The sequence below is a fragment of the Butyricicoccus pullicaecorum DSM 23266 genome (genome assembly GCF_900167005.1).
GTDB lineage: Bacteria > Bacillota > Clostridia > Oscillospirales > Butyricicoccaceae > Butyricicoccus > Butyricicoccus pullicaecorum.
The window spans coordinates 35,605-58,030 of sequence record NZ_FUXW01000011.1 but is presented as its reverse complement, the minus strand read 5'-3'; the positions used below and the strand labels follow the sequence as shown (position 1 = coordinate 58,030).

Annotated in this window: 23 protein-coding genes; 7 read left to right on the top strand and 16 right to left on the bottom strand. The window is 48.6% G+C overall.

Going from position 1 to position 22,426, the window contains the following annotated elements; all coding sequences use genetic code 11:
• Window positions 1–4: 4 nt before the first annotated feature.
• Complete coding sequence (locus B5D52_RS12990) at window positions 5–691, bottom strand: D-lyxose/D-mannose family sugar isomerase (protein WP_016148429.1); 687 nt, start codon at window positions 689–691, stop codon at window positions 5–7.
• A 149-nt stretch (window positions 692–840) separates the two neighbouring features.
• A complete protein-coding gene (locus B5D52_RS12985) occupies window positions 841–1,110 on the bottom strand; it encodes a uroporphyrinogen decarboxylase family protein (protein WP_016148430.1) in 270 nt (89 codons plus the stop codon).
• A 203-nt stretch (window positions 1,111–1,313) separates the two neighbouring features.
• Between B5D52_RS12985 and B5D52_RS16855 the strand changes: the two genes are divergently transcribed.
• Window positions 1,314–1,484: a GntT/GntP/DsdX family permease gene (locus tag B5D52_RS16855; protein WP_407922595.1), complete on the top strand. Its 171-nt coding sequence runs from the start codon at window positions 1,314–1,316 to the stop codon at window positions 1,482–1,484.
• 167 nt (window positions 1,485–1,651) lie between these two features.
• On the opposite strand, the gene B5D52_RS12975 is transcribed toward B5D52_RS16855, so the two are convergent.
• Complete coding sequence (locus B5D52_RS12975; protein ID WP_016148431.1) at window positions 1,652–2,695, bottom strand: sugar ABC transporter substrate-binding protein; 1,044 nt, start codon at window positions 2,693–2,695, stop codon at window positions 1,652–1,654.
• A 117-nt stretch (window positions 2,696–2,812) separates the two neighbouring features.
• On the bottom strand, window positions 2,813–4,126 hold the full coding sequence (locus B5D52_RS12970; RefSeq protein ID WP_016148432.1) for a hypothetical protein: 1,314 nt from the start codon (window positions 4,124–4,126) through the stop codon (window positions 2,813–2,815).
• Between the two features lie 327 nt (window positions 4,127–4,453).
• Here B5D52_RS12970 and B5D52_RS12965 point away from each other — a divergent pair, with 327 nt between their 5' ends.
• Window positions 4,454–5,386, top strand: coding sequence for an AraC family transcriptional regulator (locus B5D52_RS12965; RefSeq protein WP_016148433.1), 933 nt, complete (start codon window positions 4,454–4,456; stop codon window positions 5,384–5,386).
• Entirely contained in the window at window positions 5,383–6,240 is an 858-nt protein-coding gene (locus B5D52_RS12960; RefSeq protein WP_016148434.1) for an AraC family transcriptional regulator, read from the top strand. Before B5D52_RS12965 ends, B5D52_RS12960 begins: the two co-directional genes overlap by 4 nt.
• Before the next feature lie 257 nt (window positions 6,241–6,497).
• On the opposite strand, the gene B5D52_RS12955 is transcribed toward B5D52_RS12960, so the two are convergent.
• The 6 genes from B5D52_RS12955 to B5D52_RS12935 all read right to left on the bottom strand — a co-directional run bounded on the left by B5D52_RS12955 (window position 6,498) and on the right by B5D52_RS12935 (window position 10,547).
• On the bottom strand, window positions 6,498–7,046 hold the full coding sequence (locus B5D52_RS12955) for a TlpA family protein disulfide reductase (RefSeq protein ID WP_016148435.1): 549 nt from the start codon (window positions 7,044–7,046) through the stop codon (window positions 6,498–6,500).
• A gap of 5 nt (window positions 7,047–7,051) precedes the next feature.
• Window positions 7,052–7,906 carry a 4Fe-4S binding protein gene (locus tag B5D52_RS12950; RefSeq protein WP_016148436.1) on the bottom strand — a complete coding sequence of 285 codons (855 nt, stop codon included), beginning with the start codon at window positions 7,904–7,906 and terminating at the stop codon, window positions 7,052–7,054.
• Window positions 7,899–8,036 (bottom strand): CD1871A family CXXC motif-containing protein, encoded by a 138-nt coding sequence (locus B5D52_RS16250; RefSeq protein ID WP_016148437.1) that lies wholly within the window; start codon window positions 8,034–8,036, stop codon window positions 7,899–7,901. The genes B5D52_RS12950 and B5D52_RS16250 overlap by 8 nt, the downstream gene beginning before the upstream one ends.
• Window positions 8,033–8,710 carry an LptM family lipoprotein gene (locus tag B5D52_RS12945; RefSeq protein WP_016148438.1) on the bottom strand — a complete coding sequence of 226 codons (678 nt, stop codon included), beginning with the start codon at window positions 8,708–8,710 and terminating at the stop codon, window positions 8,033–8,035. The genes B5D52_RS16250 and B5D52_RS12945 overlap by 4 nt, the downstream gene beginning before the upstream one ends.
• Window positions 8,711–8,775: 65 nt before the next feature.
• Window positions 8,776–9,876 carry a sensor histidine kinase gene (locus B5D52_RS12940; RefSeq protein WP_016148439.1) on the bottom strand — a complete coding sequence of 367 codons (1,101 nt, stop codon included), beginning with the start codon at window positions 9,874–9,876 and terminating at the stop codon, window positions 8,776–8,778.
• Entirely contained in the window at window positions 9,870–10,547 is a 678-nt protein-coding gene (locus B5D52_RS12935; RefSeq protein ID WP_242825653.1) for a response regulator transcription factor, read from the bottom strand. The genes B5D52_RS12940 and B5D52_RS12935 overlap by 7 nt, the downstream gene beginning before the upstream one ends.
• A gap of 198 nt (window positions 10,548–10,745) precedes the next feature.
• Between B5D52_RS12935 and catA the strand changes: the two genes are divergently transcribed.
• Together catA and B5D52_RS12925 are read left to right on the top strand one after the other, a co-directional pair.
• Window positions 10,746–11,372, top strand: coding sequence for a type A chloramphenicol O-acetyltransferase (gene catA, locus B5D52_RS12930; RefSeq protein WP_016148441.1), 627 nt, complete (start codon window positions 10,746–10,748; stop codon window positions 11,370–11,372).
• A gap of 59 nt (window positions 11,373–11,431) precedes the next feature.
• Entirely contained in the window at window positions 11,432–12,106 is a 675-nt protein-coding gene (locus B5D52_RS12925; protein WP_016148442.1) for an alpha/beta hydrolase, read from the top strand.
• A gap of 80 nt (window positions 12,107–12,186) precedes the next feature.
• Here B5D52_RS12925 and B5D52_RS16850 read toward each other — a convergent pair whose 3' ends face one another.
• The 4 genes from B5D52_RS16850 to B5D52_RS12905 form a co-directional block, all read right to left on the bottom strand.
• The gene (locus B5D52_RS16850) at window positions 12,187–12,399 is read right to left on the bottom strand and encodes an IS3 family transposase (RefSeq protein ID WP_413813313.1); all 213 of its coding nucleotides are present in this window, start codon (window positions 12,397–12,399) and stop codon (window positions 12,187–12,189) included.
• A gap of 364 nt (window positions 12,400–12,763) precedes the next feature.
• Window positions 12,764–14,179, bottom strand: a complete 1,416-nt coding sequence (locus B5D52_RS12915; RefSeq protein ID WP_016148443.1) for a 6-phospho-beta-glucosidase — start codon at window positions 14,177–14,179, stop codon at window positions 12,764–12,766.
• Between the two features lie 20 nt (window positions 14,180–14,199).
• Window positions 14,200–16,119 carry a beta-glucoside-specific PTS transporter subunit IIABC gene (locus B5D52_RS12910; RefSeq protein ID WP_016148444.1) on the bottom strand — a complete coding sequence of 640 codons (1,920 nt, stop codon included), beginning with the start codon at window positions 16,117–16,119 and terminating at the stop codon, window positions 14,200–14,202.
• A 156-nt stretch (window positions 16,120–16,275) separates the two neighbouring features.
• Window positions 16,276–17,127, bottom strand: a complete 852-nt coding sequence (locus tag B5D52_RS12905; protein ID WP_242825654.1) for a MurR/RpiR family transcriptional regulator — start codon at window positions 17,125–17,127, stop codon at window positions 16,276–16,278.
• Between the two features lie 325 nt (window positions 17,128–17,452).
• Between B5D52_RS12905 and add the strand changes: the two genes are divergently transcribed.
• Entirely contained in the window at window positions 17,453–18,457 is a 1,005-nt protein-coding gene (add, locus tag B5D52_RS12900) for an adenosine deaminase (protein WP_016148446.1), read from the top strand.
• A 145-nt stretch (window positions 18,458–18,602) separates the two neighbouring features.
• Here add and B5D52_RS12895 read toward each other — a convergent pair whose 3' ends face one another.
• Window positions 18,603–19,604: a sugar ABC transporter substrate-binding protein gene (locus B5D52_RS12895; RefSeq protein WP_016148447.1), complete on the bottom strand. Its 1,002-nt coding sequence runs from the start codon at window positions 19,602–19,604 to the stop codon at window positions 18,603–18,605.
• A gap of 78 nt (window positions 19,605–19,682) precedes the next feature.
• The gene (locus B5D52_RS12890) at window positions 19,683–21,002 is read right to left on the bottom strand and encodes a hypothetical protein (RefSeq protein WP_016148448.1); all 1,320 of its coding nucleotides are present in this window, start codon (window positions 21,000–21,002) and stop codon (window positions 19,683–19,685) included.
• A gap of 562 nt (window positions 21,003–21,564) precedes the next feature.
• On the opposite strand from B5D52_RS12890, the gene B5D52_RS12885 reads away from it, so the two are divergent.
• Window positions 21,565–22,413 (top strand): AraC family transcriptional regulator, encoded by an 849-nt coding sequence (locus B5D52_RS12885; protein ID WP_016148449.1) that lies wholly within the window; start codon window positions 21,565–21,567, stop codon window positions 22,411–22,413.
• Window positions 22,414–22,426: the final 13 nt, after the last annotated feature.

Sequence of the window (22,426 nt, the reverse complement as noted above, 5' to 3'; positions counted from 1 at the left end):
CCCTTTACTTGGCTGCGGGATACTCATTGCACAGCAGACGATACGGCGGCTCGTCCTCCTCGATTGCAGGGAAACGTCCAACCGGCGGATTGAAACGATTGTCCGTGTTATCGTCGTTGCACTGGCTCACTTCGGCCAGCAGCACACTGCCAGTACCCGGCTCTACGTTAAAGTCATGGTACATGTACTGCTGGATGTGGATGGACTCGCCAGGCGTCAAACGAATGACGCTGCCAGCCGGCACCGTATAAGTACGGCCATCCGTATGTACGGTGACATCGGATTCGTAGTCAATCTCCTCGTCAGGCAGACTGTTATAAACCTTAATCAGTACATTTCCGCCGCCGCAGTTGATGATGTCCTCGGTCTTATACCAATGAAAGTGGTTGGGCGAATACTGGCCTTCCTTCAGATACAGCAGCTTTTCCGCATATACCTTGGGGTACTTGTCTTTCATATGCTGGTTGCCGTTGCGAATGGTAATCAGCGAAAAGCCGATCTTGTCAAAGTCACCCATGCCGTAGTCGGTGATGTCCCAACCCAGCATGCAATCTCTGACTTCGTCATATTCGTGTCCGATGTCCTGCCACTGCTCGGGCGTGAAATGGCAGAACGGTGGAAGCTTGCGGCAATACTTCTCGCACATTGCTTCCAGCTCTTTCAATGCCTTGTTGATCTCCGAACGTTTCATAGAAAATTCTCCTTTATCCAGGTAGTTTCAGTAGACCGATACATGCAATACGCACGTGAAACAAATTATATAAACAAATACCGTATATGCCCTGTTTATGGCCTTATTTTCCCTTAGAATACCCTTTTTATGTTACAATTGCAAGGCCATTAAATTTGGCTATATTCCATAGTTTTTAGTCGTTCTTCTGTGCCGAACTCACGTGCTGCCTGAATCAGGGCTTCCATATTTTCCGGCTTGGTATTGGCACCGAGTGTACAGCCTGAACTGAGGATAATTCCGCGTCCCTTGGTCGCCTGAATAATGGACTGCAGTTGACGACGCACGTCCTCCGGTGTACCAATGCACATGGGTTCACCGCAATTGATATTATCCATCAGCACCACGTCATCCGATATCACCGACCGTGCGCAACCCATATCGGTCGTCCTATTTCAAAAAAGAAGAGTCCCCATATAAAGGCCTCCATGTATTAATCAAAGATGAAGACAAGCATCTGTAAGTCGATCTCATTATTCGAGAAAAACCGGAAAAGGTCATAATCCAGCCGTTCGAATCATCTAATCCGATCCAACTGGTATTCTCGTACTTCAATGACTCTATCTTCTGGCTGGTTAAGTCATTGTGCAGCCTGGATGAAAAGGCCACCTTCAAGACCTGGACGATGATGGAAACCATTGTTGGTACCACTGGTTTTGTGGTTGCACTCATCATTTCTCTCATTTTTAATCGGATTCAAATACCAATCCATCCTTTCACCACCCCGTCTGCGCATTCTACATGGGCGGAGTGATTTTTTATCCCTCTTTTTGTTCCAATCCAGCAGATCTTATGCACAAAAAACTCCGATGCCGCACAATCGCACGACATCGGAGTTCGTTTGCATTAAGAAAGAGAGAGTTTACATTTTTATGTGGATAAAGAGAGAGTATGCTGTTCCTGAAAAAAGATTATATGGGTTTATACGGTATCGTTTTCCTTCTTTTGTACTTCTGCGAGATGCTCTTCTGCATTCTCAATCGTAACAATCGTTGCGGGAGATGCGATGAACTTCTCAGGAGTCTTGCCTTCCAGTGCTTCGACCGCTGCCTGCACGCCACGGTAGCCAACGTCATAACCGTCAACTGCAACCGTCATGGTTTCTTCACCGTTGAGGATTGCTTCCATTGCAGCGGTATTACCACCACATCCGCAGAAAATAGTGTTTTCGTAAGCGGGGTTTCCTTCGACAACGCGCTTCGCTGCGATTGCCATGTCATCGTTGTTGGCAAAGATAATCGAGACACCTTCAGGGTGATTCTGTACGATGGCTTCCATGCAAGTTACAGCCTGATCGGCGGTGGAGTTCGCATATTGCAGCTCGTCCATCAGGAAAGTGCCGCCACTTGCTTCAATACCAGCTTGATAACCCTTCATACGTGCTTCAGAGGTGGAGTCGCCTTGTACGCCTGCAATACCAATTGCCGTGATCTCCGTCCAACCAGCTTCCTTAGCAGCTTCTGCCGCAGCCTTACCACCGAGTTCAGCCATCTCTTCGTTATCGAAACCAACAAAGCTCAAAACCTTATCGGAATCAACCTGCGTATCGATTGCTACAACAGGAATCGATGTGTTTGCGATCTGATTTGCTACACTGTCGGCCTGTAACGGAGCCACGACCATTGCGTCGGTATCAGAGGCATTGAGCGTGGTTTCGATGATCTGGATCTGCTCCTCGTAAGCAGTTTCGGAGGTTGCACCCAAAACTTCAACGTTTACGCCGAGATCACGGCCAGCCGCTTTACAGCCGGTCTGGACATACTGCCAATACTCAGAGGCAAGCGTTTTCAACACAACCTTGATCGTCATGTCCGAACGATCCTTGGTCGTCGTTTCGGTGGCTGTCGTGTTTTGGGAATCGGCTGTGGAATCTGTGGTGGTTCCTCCGCCGCATCCAGCGAAAGAGCCGATCATAAACATACCACTGAGGACTGCTGCGAGGACTCTTTTTTTGCTCTGTTTCATTTCTCTTTCTCCTTTATACCACCTTTTGGGTGTTAATATTTCAGACAACCAAGCATATCCACGACTTGCAGCCGCGCATATTTGGTTTATACCTGCTGGTTGAAGATAATGAATGCATCAACCAAATACCTTAGCTGCACACTCACGGCAAAGATCGGTCCATTTTCTAAGGCGGCTGGGGTCGTTCTGGATGGTATGGGTGTCCTTGAGGATGATCTCAAAGGCCGTACCCTTACCGTCCTGCATCAGCTTCATGGTGTAATCCCGCATGAAATCCTCGTCCCAGCCACTTGTAACATAAGAGGGATTGGGCTTGCACGAGAAAATAGCCTTCATGCCAATCTGGTCACGCATGGAACGGACATCTGCCCACGGGGAAACCGAGATTCTGCGAATGTTGGGAATGGTCAAAACATCTTTGAGCTTGTTTTCCAGATTGTCGCAGCAGCCGTATGCCGAAAGTCCGAAGTTCGACAGCAGACGCTTTTCATAATCGATGGCGAATTCCTTAGTCATCTCGGGAGAGACCGAAACAAATTCCTGCGACTCGGCATACGCCCACAGATTTTTAAAGGTCAGCTTTTCACCCGGCGCCGGAGCACTCAGATCGTGGGTGTAGCCATAGCCGCCCGTTCCATTATACTGACAACCATGGTTCATATCCAGAAGACCCAGATCGAGCTGCTGCTGATACAGGTTGAGATATCCCTTTTCCAGCACAGCAAGGATTTTGTGCATCTGCTCGGGATAATCATAGAGGTCGTACAGTGCGTTTTCATAACCACGGATTTTGGTGTAAGTCTCCATCCAGGAAAATGCAATGTAGGTGTTGCCCGTCCAGTGTACATCCAAAATGTCTCCAAGCAGCTCCTGGTGAATCTCTAATTTTTCCTTGGAGCCAGCTTCATCATAAATCACCCGAGGCGCAATCAAACGAGATGCGATGTCTTCATCTTCCATGTCGTCATCGCTGATAAGCGGCTCAAAGTGCGCTGCGGTCTCATCGAATGTGTAGTCCGGACGCCAGAAGGGATTGATGGTGGAAATCGTCGGGACGTGTACCGATTCGTTGGTAAAGGCGTTGTGTGCTGCCTGTCCGTCTAGCGTCCAGCCAGTGTCGGACATCAGTTTGCGGCAGTCCCAGCGCAGTTCAGCCGGTACATCGTCGTTGATGACCTCGGCACGATAGATACGTGCACGCAGTTCCCACTCGATTTCTCTGGCCATTGCATCCTGGCATTCCAAGCTATCTGGCCGAATCACCTCACGCCATGCACCTTCAGGCGAGCAATCGATCACCGGCTGATCGGTCTTGAGGTCGTTGTGCGCGTACCATAATTTTCTGCGCTCTTCCATAATTGGAAGGTTTGCCAACTCTGCCAGCCGCTTAGCAAGATCTCGAATGACGGCTTTTTCTTTTTCTGTAATCATGTGCCACTCCTTTTCTCTAGCAGTAAAATAATTTATATTGCTTTTATTTTTGCAATGCCGTTCCGCAAGTATAATTTATTTTGCGTAATGTGTATAAGCTTTAAAATTCCATGCGAAAAGCATTGAATCTAGAAGCTTTTCTAAAAATCATGTATTTTGTGAAATTATTATATCATTTTTAAACAAAATATGTTAGAATAGAAACATCATAAACTAGCACAATCCAAAACATTCTTTATTCTCATTGTGCAATACTTATAATTTTGCTTTCTCTCGCTTGTGTTGTATGACCATGAATAATTTATTTTGTTTTTTTGAGGTGATCTTGTGATTGCATACCAAGAACGTGTGAAGGCGGATTCGTCAGACATAACGATCGCACAGTACACAGGACCTGTCTTACCAGATCGTATGACATCATTGCATCGGCATAAATTTTGTGAGATTATTTTTATATCACAGGGATACGGCGAGCTTTTTTATTGCAGAGAACATATTGTGCTGCTGGCCGGAAGTCTGGTATTTATTGCGCCGGAAGAAGCACACGCGGTATCGCTTCGAACAGGATGCGAAGCTTATACCTGCCACTTTGATCGGAATGCAACATCAGAAAAGCTCAACCGATTGCTCGAAGATCGTGCTCCGATCTCTCTAACCGAAAGTCATCCAGAGTATATGTTATCATGGACAGACGGAGATTCGCCGCCCGATAGTCAAAAGCAGTCAAAATACAGTCACCGATTCCAACTGCTTGGCACAGATAAAGATCACATTCTTTCAATTTTGCAGGCACTCGAAACCGAACAGAACACGCAGGACGTGGGATATCTAGGCATGAAGCAGTGCTACTTGGAACAACTACTGATTACGTTAAACCGCATCCTTGAGGGACAGTCTAAAAGCACGATGGACTATCACTCATGGAAGGAAGATATGGTCAATTCAGTTTTAAGTCAGATTGAGGCAGATATCACTATTCCATTTGATTTTAACGCCTTTGCGCAGAGTCAAGGCATTACGCCGACCTACTTTCGCTCAATTTTCAAATCCATTGTCAATATGTCACCAATCGATTATCTAAATCATGTGCGGATTTCAAAAGCGCTTGAACTGCTTCAGGTCACCAATCTATCGATATCAGAAATCGCCAGTCGTGTAGGAATCTATGATGCAAATTATTTTTCACGATTGTTCAAAAAAGTGACTGGTTATCCACCTCGTTATTTTAAGTCGATTCCCAATCAGGAGGGTATGTTATGAGAAACTTTGAAATCGGTATCTTACCGGAATCCACCTGTTTTTCTTTTTCACCAAACACCGAAGCAAAGGAAATCTTTCTGTATCCAACCATGTGCGGACATTACTTCTGCACTGCGGAATACTATATCAAACGAAAGCATTTCCCCAGGCTACTGCTTGTCTATGTGTGCAGCGGCACGCTCTATCTGGAATTATCAGAAAAAAAGTATCAGGCGAGTGATGGTCAGATTCTGCTATTTGACTGTACGCAGCCGCATCACTACTATGCAACCGATGCATTGGAGTTTTATTTTCTGCATTTCGACGGAGCACAGGCACATGAATTGTGCCGATATATCAATCGTACGAGCGGTCTGGTCATAGACGGACCGAACAATGAAAAAGTGCACGATGAGCTGCGCGATCTGATTCAGTTCTATGAGGACAATAACAGCGAAAGTGTAATGGCAAGCTCAGGACGCATTTATCGGGTTTTGACATTGTTGGACAATCCGGTGATGTCTCCGCAGCTGCAAAAGCATGGCGATGCGATCAACGAAGCCGTGCGATATATTCGGTCTAATGTCGGCAAAAAAATAACCCTACACGAGCTGGCCGAGCTATGTGGGTTAAGCGATTACTATTTTTCGCATATTTTTAAAGATATTACCGGATTATCACCGAGCAACTTTATCACATACTCACGCATTGATCAGGCAAAATCACTTTTGTCCAGTACATCTCTAACATTGCCGCAAATCGCCAAACAGGTTGGCTACGCCAACAGCAGCAACCTCATTGTACAGTTTACCGACCGTGTCGGCTGTACACCTCAGGAGTTTCGTGCCCAACATCAGGGAGATGAGTGGTCTTGAGCAAATCTATGCGAATCCAAAAAAGCTTACGCACAAACAAAATCCTATGCCGCGTTTTTCTATAAAAATCCTCTTGGCTGCAATCTATTTTCCAATATTACAGAGACTGTTGCTATCATTCTATTGTTTTTATCCAAACCGAAGCACAAAACCGGACACAGAGCTATATATTCTGTGTCCGGTGTTCTTTTTAAGAGATTTCCCTTGATATCGAAACCTTTATTTTATCGCTGCAGCAATGTCGCAGCTTTTTCTTTTTATTCTTTCTCAGTTCCTCGAATCTGGTCAATCCGATTTTGCAGCGTGTCCATTTGTTCTTTTACATTGCCAATCAAGGGTGCACCAATGATATTTCCTTCCCGATCTACAATGTAGGTGGTCGGATATCCGGCAATATCGGCAACAAATTCTTTATAAAAAGCATTGTCCGGATTGGGAGAGATATTTTGATAGGTCACGCCTTTTTCCTGCAAAATACTCCGAGCAAGGTCCAACTGTTCCTGACTCTCTCCAGAATCTGCTCCCACACCAATCAAATTGACATTATCTTCTTTAAAATCTTGGTACATCTCTTCTAGTTCCGGCATTTCTGCAATACACGTTCCGCATCCATTGTTCCAGAAATTGACGATGGTGACATCATACTCTGCAAAAATATCATTGGTTATGGTATTGCCTTCCATGTCGGTCTCTGTAAATTCAGGAAATGGCGTTTTTGAAACCAACTCCTGCTCTTGTGAACCACAGCCCGCAAATAAGGCGGTACTCATCACCAAAACCAGAAAGAGACAAATAATTTTTCGCATATTTTTTACCTTCTTTCAGTGTCCGACTTCATAGAAAATGTTTTTGCAATTGCCTGATGTGGGCACGCTCGAATACAGTCTCCGCACCGAATGCACTCTGCGTGGTTTGGTGTACGAAACACATCCACGTCCATTTTGCACACCCTGCTGCAAGCTCCACAGGATGTGCACCGATCTGCATTGATGTGGAATCTATAAAGGGATACCTTGTTAAACAGTGCGTAAAATGCTCCCAACGGACAAATCCATTTGCAAAACGGACGATAGAAAAATACCGCGAGCATAATAACTCCCAACAGAATGCAGCTTTTCCATGTAAATAATTCTCCCAAGCTGGCGCGAATGCTCTCGTTTGCGAGGGACAGCGGGATACCGCCTTCGAGAATGCCGGCGGGACAGATATATTTACAGAAAAACGGATCACCCAATCCCACCTCATTCACGATTGTCATGGGAAGGACGATCACAAACACCAACAAAACGACATACTTGAGATAGGTGAGCACGTGCAGCTTTTTGGTGCTGAACTTTTTGGTGGGAATCTTGTGTAGCAGCTCCTGAAACCATCCAAACGGGCACAGAAAACCGCATACGACTCGCCCGAGCAGTACGCCGATGAAAATCAAAATGCCCACAATGTAATAGGCAAAATGAAATTTCGACGAGCCGATCACGGCCTGCAAAGAGCCAATGGGACAGGATGCAGAAGCCGCCGGACAGGAATAACAGTTCAATCCCGGTACACAGACACCTTTGAGACTTCCTTTATAAATTTTTCCCTGGAAAAAATTCAGAAAAAACGGATTGGAAGCAAGGGTTGCCGCCAGTTGGATTTTCCACCTATGTTGATTCTTAGCCAATGCCGACACACTCCAAACACAGATTGATTCCCTTGCTGAGAACCGTATCCGCTTCGCCTCGCAAGACCCCAATTCCAATCATCACAATGGCAGCTGCCAGAAAGAACAGCGGTGCTTTTCGCAGGTTCATCCCATCACCGCCATCGCATTTCCTTCGTCGCTGCTCTCACCGGTCATTTCCTTCTGCATGTCCGCAAAGCTCGCCGCGGAGTTTGCAAGCTCCTCAGCTTCCACAGCAGAGAACCATGCCGAATAGAACGACGTATTGACACACCAGCAAGCCGTGTTGGGCAGTCCCTCTATCATCCCAGTGTGATTTTCCGTGGCACTTTTCAGCGAATCATTGTAGCGAATCACAGGAAACGGCGCGTCCTCAAACAATTCATTTCCATCTTCACTTTTGGTGCATACCAGAATTTCCGCACCGTTTTTCTTGACGCCCTCATATCCATCGACCAAAGCCTGATAAAAAGCTGCTGCATCCGGGTCGTTCGGGTCTACAAACGCAAACAGGGTAACACCTCCCATGTTCTCGCGGGTGAACTTCTCCCCGGACAGCGTCGTGGTCGTGAACGCGCCAATGGCACCAGCTTCTGTCTTACTGCTGGCCGGGACGCTCCGCTGTTCCACGTACGTGTCTGCCCATTCCTGCGTGACCCATCCCTGATCCACTGCATCCTCCAGGGTCAGGCTTCCACTCTCAATCGCCTGCTCGACTTCATCCAAACCAGGTGTCTGATTGCCGCAGGCTGCCAGAGAAAATGCGCAGACCATCGCCAAAAGAATTGCTGCCAATCGTTTCATAAAAATAACTCCTTCTGCTGTTTGATTTGCAGAAGGAGTATAGCACATCTCATATAAAGCTGCTGTTAAGATCGAAAGATAATTTCAAATATACTGCCGTTGGGCTGATTGGGCAAAACCGTAATTTGTGCGTGATGGCGCTCCAATATCTTCTTACACACCGCAAGTCCTAAACCGCTTCCGCCGACGGCACGGCTTCTGGATTTGTCTACGCGAAAGAACGGTTCAAAAATCGCACTCCGGCACTCCTCTGGAATGCCTTCGCCTTGATCGGCAACCTGTACCCGCACGCAATCTTGTTCCTTTTGAGTCGAAATACGAACCTGTTTGCCCGCCGGGCTGTATTTCACCGCATTTTCCAAAAGATTATAAAACACCCGCTCTAACAGTCGATCTTGTCCCAAAACATAACAATCTGTCTGCTCAATCTGAATTTCGATTGTTTTCTCGTCGGCGACACTGGACAGTTCTTCCGCCACATCACAGAGCAGCGGATACAGCGGAACGGGTGTCATTTCTTCCAGCGGTAAATCCTTGCTGAACCACAGCAAATCTTCAATCAAGACGGACAGGCGTTCCAGCTGTTGGCTGATGGAATCTACCATTTCCTGCGTCCCGTGATCGACCTGTTCTGACAAAGAGAAGACATCCAACTTCGCGCGCATGACTGCCAAAGGTGTTCGGAGCTCATGTGCGGCGTTGGCGGAAAACTCTTTCTGCAAGAGGAAAGACCGCCGCAAATCTGCCATCATTTGGTTAAACGACACCGTCAGCTGCCGGATTTCATCGGCACTCTGCGGCAGTTCGATCGGTTCTCCCAGGTTTTCGATATTGCGCTTCTGCACCTCGCTGGATAAATCGCGAATCGGTTTCAGTACATATCCTGCCGCGAAGTAAGTGGCCACGCTTCCAACCAAAACAATTAAAACCGTAGCAATCGCTGTTTTCTGCTGGAACATCTCATAGTACGGTTCCTCAACCGACATCGCGGGTTCCAACGATAAGATCGGCATCGAGCCGTCTTCCAGCGCCGGTGTCGTTGCGACCGCTTCTATCATGTGCACGGCTGATACATTAGAGAGCAGCATCAATGTGACGCAGGAAATCAGCAAAAATAAACTGGCAACCAGCGTAAAGCGGATGCGCAGCGGAATCTTTTTCAGCACAAACGATACCCCTCTCCGATTTTTGTCTGAATGGGATCATGTCCCAGTGCACTCTTCAATTTCTTCCGCAAAGCGGACAGATGAACCCGAATGGAGTTGCTGAACGGGTCGGCATCTCCGTTCCAAACGTGATCGATCAGCTCTTGTTGAGTAATCAAACGTCCCTGATTCAAAAGAAAATACTCTAAAATAGCGAATTCTTTTGTAGTGAGGCCAACCGGTATCCCATGGATTTCTATGGTTCGATTCAAAGTATCCAGTACAATTGCTTCATAGGTCAGACAGTTGGACTGCTGAACGAATTTGCGGTTTAATAAGACACGGATACGCGCTTCCAGCTCGGCAAAATGGAACGGTTTTGTCAGATAATCACTGGCTCCCAGTTCAAAACCAGACAGTTTGCTGTCCAATTCCGAATTGGCTGATAAGATCAATACCTTCGTCTGCGGATTTTCCCGGCGAAGTTCCTTTAAAATAGAAAAACCGTCCATTTCCGGTAAATTCAAATCCAATACGACAAGGTCGTACGCTTCATCAATCGCCATCTGACAGCCTGTCCTGCCATTGTCAGCCTGGTCTACCGCATATCCTTTTAAGCTCAGACCTCTGGCAATATCCTGTAATAATTCTTTTTCATCCTCAATCACTAAAATCCGCATATCAATCTCCATCTCTTATTTTCCACAGCACGAGGTACTCACAGATTTTGTATTCATTATAGTGATAATCTTGCAATTTCTCAACCCCACTTGACGAACGCATGTTTTTTCCCGCATATATTGTTTCAGCTGCACAAAACTTCTATAATAAAAGAGGTACTGAATACAAAACGTCGATACTTATTGATTTGTTCCAAACAGGAGGATACAATGGACTTTCAGTTGATTGAACAGGAAGCTTGGAAGCGAAAAGAATATTTTGATCATTACTTTAAACACGTTCCCTGCACGTATAGCATAACGGTAAAACTGGATATTACCGCTTTGAAAGATAAAAAGCTGTATCCTACCCTTTTGTACGGACTCACTACGATCGTCAATCGACACGAGGAGTTCCGCACCGCAATGAATGAAAACGGGCAGGTCGGCGTATTTTCCGAAATGATGCCGTGCTATACGATTTTCCACAAGGATACACAAACGTTTTCCAATCTCTGGACGGCGTATACGGCTGACTATACCGAGTTCTGCGCGCGATATCAGGAAGATATGGAGCATTACGGCAATACAGAAGGGATGATGGCAAAGCCAAATCCTCCGGAGAACACCTTCCCAGTCTCTATGATTCCCTGGACTACCTTTGAAGGGTTTAATCTGAATCTGAAAAACGGATATGACTATCTTCTGCCGATTTTCACCTTTGGAAAATATCAGCAAGACAATGGGAAATATTATATTCCGCTGTCTGTACAGGTGCACCATGCGGTCTGTGATGGATTCCACACCAGCCGCTTCATCAATGAATTGCAGGAGCTGATCGATACGTTAGGTGCGTAAGTGTTGCAACAAAGGCGATATTTGCATCTATGATCGAAAACAGAAGCAGGTGAAGTCAAATGCGCACATTTTCCATAGCCAATAAAACCATATCCGTTTTTGCAAGTTCTGCGCCAAATGCTCCCGTGATTTACCTCAACACCTTTTCCGGCGAAAGACAGAAAATCTTTCAAGCGGCACAAGATGCGCACTATCCATCGTTTACATTGGTCGCAATCAGCGACTTGGACTGGGATCACGATATGGCTCCGTGGGACTGCCCGCCAATCTTTAAAAACACACCGCCCTGCACAGGTGGTGCAGACGATTATCTCAAACTACTAACCGAAACGATTGTCCCTGCGGTAGAAAATAATCTTGCGGGTCCTCCCTGCTGGCGCGGCATCGCCGGATATTCTCTGGCAGGATTGTTCGCCGTGTACGCGATCTATCAGACAGACCTGTTTTCCCGCGTGGGCAGTATGTCCGGCTCTCTATGGTTTCCGGGCATAAAAGAGTACATCTTTTCCCACGAACCAAAATGTCAGCCAGATTATATGTATTTTTCTCTGGGCGATAAAGAGAGTAAAACGCGCAATCCTATTCTGCAAAGCGTGCAATCAAACACCGAGGAAATTCAAACTTTTTATCAGGAAAAAGGTGTCGATACCGTATTTCAGCAAAATTCTGGCAATCACTACAATCATGCAACCGAGCGCACTGCTGCGGGTATCGGTTGGCTGCTAAGCAGATAACATAAAAGCCGAAGGATTTTAAACTGCTCCAGATTGTGCGGACAGTACAAAAAGGCCGCTATGTAGAAAAATATGAAGTTTTAACTAGAGTGGCGCAGCATAAGCGGCGCCACTCCAGTTTTAAGCTGAATGCGCTCATCGTTGTAAAAATGAATATAACGGTCAAGTATTTCATTGGCCTCACAGAATGAGTCTGATTTACGGCGATAGATACACTCTGTCTTGAGGATAGAAAAGAAATTTTCCGCCATAGAGTTGTCATAACAATTTCCTCGTCTTGACATTGAGGGTATAATTCCATAAGATTTTGTCAGGTCAAAGTATGCTTGCGAGGTGTACTGAACCCCCTGGTCTCTGTGGAGGTGCGACCCTCTTTTTCGCTTGCTTCATGGCCAGGCGAATGGTGTCCGGCACCAGATTCCATACTCCCGACTCAACGTATATTGGCTTTCTCCTGCACGAATTCGTGACACGACTTCTTCCCGTATCTCGACAGGATACTTTTTCATCCCTTTTTTCCCAGACATACTAAGACCCCCTAATGTAGTTCTATTTTCCTACATTAGGGGGCCTTTTGTCTGTTGTCCGGTTTTACTGGACCTGTTCAGAAATCAGTCAGTGCTTTTCCTTTATGGATTTTGAAAAACTGACAGAACGTCACAGGTTTTCGCCATTGTTGGCAATCACATCGCGATACCAGTAGAACGATTTCTTGCGAATGCGCTCGCCCGTACCGTGACCGTCATTGTCCTGATCCACGTAAATCATGCCATATCGCTTGGACATTTCACCCGTGGTGGCGCTGACCAGATCGATGCAGCCCCACGGTGTATATCCCATAATATCTACGCCATCCTCGTCGGCAGCCTGCATCATGGCCTGAATATGGGTGCGCAGGTAGTCGATTCGGTAGTCGTCTTCTACCGTGCGCTCAGGCGTGAGTACGTCAACTGCACCCAGACCGTTTTCCACCACAAAGAGCGGCTTTTCGTATCGATCATACAGGGCATTGAGCGTAATGCGGAAACCCATCGGGTCAATCGGCCAGCCCCACTGGCTGCAAGTCAGGTACGGGTTCTTTGCCGACGCGAACACATTGCCACCCGAGGCCTCGCCCTGTCCGTCGGTGCGCACACACCGGCTGTTATAGTAAGAAAGTGCAATAAAGTCTGCCGTGTTTGCTTTCAGGATGCGTTCGTCTTCCTCGGTCACGTCTACCGTAATGCCTTCGCGCTCCCACAGCTTTTTCGCATAGTTCGGGTACGCACCACGCGCCTGCACATCGATAAAGAAGTAGGCTTCGCGATCCTTCTGCATGCTCTCCCACACGTCTTCCGGGCGGCAGCTGTACGGATACACGCTGCCGGCTGCGATCATGCAGCCCACCTGGCAATCAGGATTGATCTCGTGCGCGAGCTTGGTTGCCAGTGCGGATGCAACCAGCTCATGGTGCGCTGCCTGATACTTGACTGCGAGGGGATTTTCTCCCGCTTCAAACCGGATACCCGCGCCCATAAACGGCAGGTGCATGAGCATATTGATTTCGTTAAAGGTAATCCAGTAGCGAACCTTATTGCGGAATCTGCGGAAAATAACCTCACAGTAACGCAAATAGGCATCAATCACCGCGCGGCTGCGCCAAGAACCATATTTTTCCACCAGATGCAGCGGCAGGTCGAAATGACAGATGGTCACGATCGGCTCAATGCCATAGCGCAGCAATTCATCGATGAAGTCTTCGTAGAATTTCAAACCAGCTTCATTGGGCTGCGCTTCCTCACCGGTCGGAAAAATACGCGACCAGGAGAAGGAAAAGCGATAGCAGCGGAAGCCCATCTCGGCAAACAGTGCGATATCCTGCTTGTAATGACCGTACAAATCGATGCCATCCCGTCCGGGATAGCGTGTGCCTTCGGGCAGGGTGCGATAATCCATCACACCCTGCATTACCGGCAAACGATTTTCTCCCTGAGGCAGTACGTCTACAATCGCCATGCCGCGGCCATCTGCCTGCCAGCCGCCCTCACACTGATTGGCAGCAGTTGCACCACCCCATAAAAAATCTTTTCGCATAGTTGTCCTCCGACCGTTGTTTAGGAAAGTGTCAGCAGCGGATCGCCCGCGTCGACAGCTCCGATGTTTGCAGGCATAACTGCGGCGTAATCATCGGAATTTGTGATGATAACCGGTGTCACCAGAGAATATCCAGCCTCTTGGATGAGCTTGCGGTCAAACTTCAGAAGCTTCTGTCCCTTCTTGACCGTATCGCCCGACTGTACCAGCGGTTCGAAGCCCTTGCCGTCCAGCTGAACGGTGTCCATACCGACATGAATCAGGATTTCCACGCCGGTATCGGTCAGCATACCGATGACATGACCGGTCGGGAACATATTGGCGATCGTGCCGTCTGCCGGGGCGTAGATGGTGTCATCCTCGGGGATGACCGCAGCGCCCTGACCCAGTACACCGGTGGAGAACGCCTCGTCCTGCACCTCGCTGAGGGCAATGGCCTTGCCCTTGACCGGGCTTGCGATGACCATTTTTTCGGCCTCGATTACCGCAGTCTGCTCAGATGCTACCGGGGTCGGCTGTGCAGTCTCCACGGCCTTTTCCGGGTCACGATAGAATACCATAGTCAGCACAAAGCCGACTGCCATCGAGATTGCAATACCAACCAGCGCAACGATGATGTTGCCCATCGAACCGTCCGGGTTCATCATGTTGGGCAGCTCAAAGATACCCATGCCGCCCAGGATGAACTTGCGGAAGTTGAAATGTCCATAAAATGCACCGCCGATACCGCCTGCAATACAGCTGATAATGAACGGCTTCTTGAGCGGCAGCAGAATACCGTAAATCGCCGGCTCGGTGACACCGAAAATACCGGAAATAAAGTTCGGGATTGCCATTTCCTTGAGCTTCTTGTCCTTGGTCTTAAAGAAAATCGCCAGAACAACCGCAGAAGTTGCAAAGGTGCAGGCAAAGAACGGCATCATAACGTTATCGTAGCCTAGGGTCATGACGTTATTGATATAAACCGGGATAAAGCCCCAGTGCATGCCGAAGATAACCAGAATCTGCCAGGTCAGACCGACGATTGCACCGGCAACCAGCGGGCTGAAGCTGCGGATGGTCAGGGTGAACTCGGAGATGAGCGTAGAGCCGAAGGTTGCAACCGGTCCGAGCAGCATGAGCGTAACCGGGAGCGTAATCAGCAGGGTGAGCATGGGGACAAAGAAGAACTTGACCAGCTCCGGTACAATGCGGTTGAAGAATTTTTCACACTTGGATGCAAACCAGACCGAGAGAATAACCGGAATGACTGTGCCGGTATAATCGACCGCAATTACCGGCAGACCCAAGAAGTCAATGTACACCGGCGAAGCAAACATCGTGCCTTCAAACAGTGTATAAAGTGGTTCACCTGCCGCAGCGAGTGCACTTGACTGAATGGCCGGATAGCACAGCGCAGCGCCAATCGCCAAGCCCAGCATCGGTTTCAAATTAAACTTTTTCGCGGCTGTATAGCCCAGGAACAGCGGCAGGAAGTTAAACAGTGCATCACCCGCCGCGTTGATGATTAAGTAGACACCGCTGGTCGTTTCGTACAGTCCCAGCGTTGCAAAGAGAGTGTTAAAGCCCTTGAGCATACCGCAAGCAGCCATAATACCCAAGATCGGCTGGAAGATACCCGATACGACGTCAATCGCACGGTCGAGCAGCTTGCCCTTCTTGGGCTCTGCCGGTGCCGCGCTGTCTTCCTTCATGCCCAGCACCGCGCACACATCGTCGTACACCTCGGCTACATGATTGCCGATGACGACCTGATACTGTCCGCCGCTCTTCATAACCGTGACAACACCATTCATCGCCTTGAGCACTTCGTCGTTGGCCTTTCCTTCATCCTTGAGCGTGAAACGAAGTCTCGTAATGCAGTGGACAAGTCCTGCTACATTTTCCTTTCCGCCGACATTTTTTACAATGTCTTTGGCCAATCCATCATACTTTCCCATGTCTTACCTCCTGTTTCTATTTCCGTCTTTCTGTGCGGTAACACTAAAATAATACATATTTTCACCGAATACAATGTGCAAAATGCATTTCGGTCCGTCGGTTCAAAATAGATAAAAAAAGAACCGATGCTGGTGAAACATCGGTTCAAAACGCGATTACGCATCAAAGCTTTCGTTGAGCAGGAGGTTCCTGTGCCGGACCATTTCGAGCGAGGACTGCACGTGCTGTTCCTGACAGCGCGAGAGCAGCAGAGAGAAAAAGATATCAAACACATAATTGCTTGCGGCAAACGAAGTGATGACATCCAAGCTCAGAATAGAATCACGATTGGGAATTTCCACGACCTCATGACACCATGGACGGGTTCTCTGGTTGTGCGGTCCCAGAATGCCAACCACATGGTTGTGCGTAGCCGTGCGCAGATACTTGGCCATGGTCTCCACCGTGCGATTGGCTCCCGTAAAGCTGATGACGAAGGCGACCGTCTTTTTGTGCTTTCGGGCGGCAAGATAGTGACCGTTAATGCTCTCATAGGCCGAGCTCTCCACGCCGAGCGTTGCAAACTTAAACGCCGCAGCCTGTGCCAGCGTGTAGCTGATGCCCGTACCGTAGATATCAATGCACTCGGCTTCCTGCAAAAAGTGGTTGATGCGCAGCATGTCGGTCTTGTTCAGCGTCAGCCGCGTATTGGTAACCGCCTTGTCATACAGTCCCGGAATGGTGTGGATGATATCTGAGTACGAACTTTGCGGCGTGATCGGTTCATTGGCCAGAATCTGCCCGATGCGCTCATTCTGGTTGACTTCCGCAATCAATTTGAGCTTCAATTCCTGATACCCGGACAGTCCAAGCTTCTGACTCAGGCGAACCACAGTTGCCTTACTGGTCAGCGACGCCTTGGCAAGCTCTCCGGCTGAAATATCCGGGATTTCATCCATGTGCGTCAGAATATAGTTTGCTACATCCTTTTCGTGATTTGTGAAGTTCTTCATCTCTTTCAGCTGCACCAACAACACAATCTTCGCCCTCTTTCCCGCTTCCTGTCTTGTAGTGAGTATATCATACCCTCAAATAATTTACAATTCTATACGCTTCCCCTTTTATATATCGCAAAAGAACGCTCAATTTGTCCAACAAATGTAAAAAATCGAGTATTGCGAGAATTTCAAAGGATAAATTAGACTGCACCCCAGCCGCGCATCCCGTCACCCGCTTGTCCCCGAAACGAATTTCTTCATTTTATCCCAAGACTTTTGAAAAAAATCCATTACAATAAAAAGACAGACTGATTTGAGACATTACACCCGTCACTGACAGGAGGTTATTTAGATTATGGGACGCGCATTCATCGAAAAACTGCCCAAGGTGGAGCTGCACATTCATCTGGAGGGCACCGTCCAGTTGGAACTGATTCAGGAACTTGCAGAGAAAACACAGACGCCGCTGCCCAAGCCGGCCGATGAACTCTTTTCCTTTACCGGTCTGGCCGATTTTCTCGATCGACTGGATTGGATCTGTTCTCTGGTCAGAAACCCCGAGGATGTCAAGCGTCTGGCATACGACTACGCGCGCTACGCCGCTTCGCAGAACATCATGTACGCCGAAGTAATCACCAATCCCACACACTGGAAAGCGCTCTCTTACCAGCAGCTGATTCCCGGCATTCTGGAAGGCTTCGATCAGGCTTACGAGGACGGCTACACCGACTGCCGCTTGCTCGTCTCCCTGCTGCGCTCGCAGACCAAACAGGAGTCGCTGGCGCTGGTGCGCTGGATGACCGCTCACCGTCATCCGCGCCTGATGGGTCTGTCGGTAGACGGCAACGAAGCAGTTTCCAAGCAGTCCAATCGCGTACTGTGCGACGCCTTTCTGGAAGCCAAGCACGCCGGGTTTGCCATCACGGTACATGCCGGTGAGTCCTCCCCGGCCGAGGGTGTCTGGGAAGCACTTGACATTCTGGGCGCAATGCGCATCGATCACGGCGTGCGCTCTATTACCGACCCTGTCCTGCTGCGCCGTCTGGCCGACGAGCGCATCCCCCTTAACATCACCCCGACTTCCAACCTGATGGAACTGTACCCCAGTCTGGAAGAACACCCGCTCGGAAAGCTGTACGAACTCGGCATTCCGGTCACGGTCAGCACCGACGATCCCATGCTTATGAGCATCGATCTGTGCACCGAACTTGAAAAGTCCGCCAACGCGTTCGGTTGGGGTGCATCCGACCTCATCCGCTTGCAGGAAAATGCCATCCGCGCAAGCTTCTGCGATGCAGAAACCAAACAGCTGCTGCGGGATAAGCTCAAGATCTTCTGTGACTGCTATCACAAGGCATAAAATATTATAACTTCGCTATTAAAGCCTCCGAAAAATATTCGGGGGCTTTCTTACTGACCTTTATCCCCAACAGACAAACAGAGAGCGCAGCCTTTACAGGCCACGCTCTCTGTATGTGTGAGAAAAAGAAGAAGTTCAGATATATTTATACCAGACTGTTGAGCTTATCCAGATATTCCTGGGCATTGTCCGGTGTAATGATCTGACATCCCGTGTCGATAAATTCCGGCAGTTCTTCGCCATTGATAGCATCGATCATGCTCTCAACCGCCTGATAACCCATATTATACGGGTCCTGTGCAACCGTACACGAAATCTTTCCGTCCACAACCGCCTGTACACCGGAGGAAATACCATCAAATCCACAGACAATGATGCCGTCATCCTGTCGGCCTGCGGCCTCGATCGCACGGGCTGCGCCCAGTGCAACGTCATCTGCGCAGCAGACCACGGCATCCATATCCGGATGGGTTTGCAGCGCACCTTCCATGACATTGACTGCCTTATCACCTACGCCATCGGTGTACAGAATCTCAACGATTTCACAGCCGCCTTCTTCCAGCGCTCTCTTATAGCCGCTGACACGAGCTTCCGAAGTAGATTCACCCTGAATATTCGCCAAAATGACAACCTTGCCGCCCTGGCCAATCTGTTCGGCAACATACTGTCCGCCCAGATATGCCGCATCTTCGTGTGCCGTGCCGATAAACGTCTCAGCGCCCTCGAAATTGGTATCAACCGCCAAAACCGGGATGGTTGCCTGACTGAGCACGGTTTCCGCCATACCGGAGTTCAGCGGTGCAATGGCAATCGCCTGCTTGGTGCCCGAAGTTAAAATGGTTTCTGCTAAATTGAGCTGGCCTTCATAATCGGTATCAGCTGTTGCACCGTAAATTTGTGCATCCACATTGCCCAGATCTTCCGCTGCCGCTTCGGCACCGGCTACTACATAACTCCAATATTCCGAAGCCGTGGTCTTAACAATCACGCCGACCTGATATTCCTTGTCCGATGCCTCGTCGGTCTGCGCCTGCTGTGCGGTTTCACTCTCATCCGCAGTCTGACCGCCGCATGCAGTCATTGTTCCTGCCAAAATACCCGCCAAAACCATCGCACTAACGCGCTTCCATACGTGCTGATACTTCATATAAACGTGCTCCTTTCCAAACGGTCTCCCGTTTCATTGACTCTCTTTTCCATCTCTCAAATTCACAAATGATTCACCTCAGCCATATACACGAGCAACTTCTTCCCGTGCCAGCTCTACCCAACGGTAAGCGTTATACGGCGTATTAGCAATGGTATGATTATCCTTCATAATCAGTTCTACATGATTGCCGCAAGCCTTGCACTTAACCAGTACCTCATGCAGGCGGCGGCGAATGTACTCCTCATCGATCTGCGGCACGGCAATATCGGTCGGACTGACCTTGTGACAGAACACGTAATCGCCGCCCAGCATCTCGCTCATCAGCGGGATATTTGCCCACTGTGACACCGAAACACGACGCAGACGCGGGATTTGCTTGACGTACTCAAACCGACGATCCAGACCTTCGCAGCAGCCGTAATAATTCAGACCAAACCGCTTGGCAAGCCGCAGCTGATAAGGCAAAATGAATTCCTTGAACATTTCGGGCGAAACTTCGCCGGTCTCCTGACTCTCATGGAAACCCCAAATGTCCATCGCGGAATTCGGTACGGCTGCACCCGAGTTCAGATCATTGGTCAAGCCCAGTCCACCCGAACCGACATAGCAGTTGCCGGTATTGGGTGTCAGCAGGTGGTTTTGCTCCAGAAAATCCAGCTTTGCCTCATAGCCCCGGGTGAACAACTCGAGAATTTCGTGCATTTTCTCGGGATAATCGTAAAAATCCACGAGCATGTTCTCAAACCCGCGCAGATCAACATACGGATGGGTCAGTTCCATGCCCCACCACCACCAATGGCGGCGCTCCACTTCCAAGATTCCGTCAAACACATCGTGTGCAATGGCGGTAAACGCGTTGGTTGCCTCCCAGTCGATTGTAATCTGCGGGGTCTTAATGATGGTAGACATATCCACGTCTTCTTCCATCATCTCGTCGGTGATCGGGCTTTCCCAAGTATAAGCCTCGCCGCTGTGCGCATCGCCGATTACTTTCTTATCAATGCCCCACATGGTGTCATGCGCCATGTAGGGAATGTAGAACTTGGCCTCAATCGGCTTATCGCACTTAATTTTTTCTGCATAGATCAGCTCCTTATGCAGCCACATCTCCCATTCCTGTGCCATTTCACCTTCGCACTGGCAGGTAAACTCCTGCGGAAGCAGCTCGTTCCAGCCATTCTCGAGGTCCAGATAAATCAGCGGACGCGTTTCTTTCAGATCATTGTGATCACGCCAGAGTTGGAACTTCTCCTGCTCTTCCGGCTGTTCTGCGTACGATCGCATTTTCTTTGCCAGCTCACGCAGAATGGCTTTATCGTGCTCGCTCATCACGCACTGTTCCAGCGTCCAGCCATGCATAAAGATATTTCCGTTTGTGCACTGATCGAATCTCATAAAAGTAAACTCCTTTCGGTTTGTCGAACGCCGTCCAACGCTCCGCTCCCCCGCTGCTCATCCAGACTTTGGGACATGTTTGCATATTTTTCGCAATTTGGCCAAATTGCAGATTCCGTTCGGATCTTGTGCACCCATCATAGCACTGAATTTTTTGCATTGCAACGGGCGCAAATTCTCAAGATACGCTCTTTTGTGCAATGTGCACACCGTGCAAAATCCTTTTATGATTGTGCCAATTCTCCAATTTTCTCCTATATTTTTAGACACAATATCTAATTTCGTGCAGATTCCGAAATTTACTTTTGCAATCTGACCATGACGCTCTGCGTGCACTTGTCTGCACCGTTCGATGTATTTTTTTCTGAACAAAAATCTTGCGCATTTTCCGCAAGTATTTCCCATTTTCCGGTATTGTATTGCGTTTAAGAAAAGCATATAATAGTTTATTTATCCTTCGGTATCCGGTCTGTTCTTTCAATCTGCTGCCGATTGCACATTGCGCAGCAATCTGCTATAGTAAGAAAAACGGTCTGCGCCGCAGCGCAAGGAGGCTGTATCTATGCTCTGTCAAAATGAGACCGGCGTCCTGCCTGGTTCCGAGCTTTTCTTCTCCACCATCGGCAGTACAACGCGTCGTCTATTCTACTACATCAATTCCTGCGGGCATTATTACTGCGAACGCGGGTACAAAATCCGCCGCGGAAGCATTGAAAACCTGCTGCTCATGTATATCGAATCGGGCACCATGCACGTCGAGTACGAGGGGCGCAGCTATGATGCACATGCCGGCGACATCATTCTCATGGACTGCACCCTGCCCCAATATTACGACACGCCTGATTATGTGGAATTTTTCTGGATGCATATTCTGGGTGTCAACAGCTTTGAGTTATGCGACCATCTGACCCGTGCGCGCGGTGTGGTACATCGCACGGTAAACAACGAAAAAAACGCCGTCATGATTCGTCATCTGTTGTCCGAGTACAAAAACGAGCAGCCGTTCTCTGACTCCGACCATTCCCGCATTCTGCACGCAATCCTGTGCAATCTTATGCCCGATGCCATCCCGCAGGAAAACGCACCGGTCGATACTCCGGCACGTCAGACCGCAAAGTTTATTGAATCCCATTTAAACGAGGATTTGAGCTTACAGCGCTTGTCTCAAATTGTAAACCTAAGCCCCTCCCACCTCATCCGACTGTTCCAGCAGGAGTTCCAACATTCTCCCCATGAATACGTCATCCTTGCCCGTATGAATCATGCCAAATATCTGCTCAAAACCACCTCAAAACCGATCAAAGCTATCGCACGTGAAGTTGGGTACCGAACCGAATCCAGTTTCACCAACGCTTTCACCGAAAAAGTCGGTATTTCACCCCGACGTTTCCGCGAAGTCCCGCTCGGCTGAGTCTACACTGAGA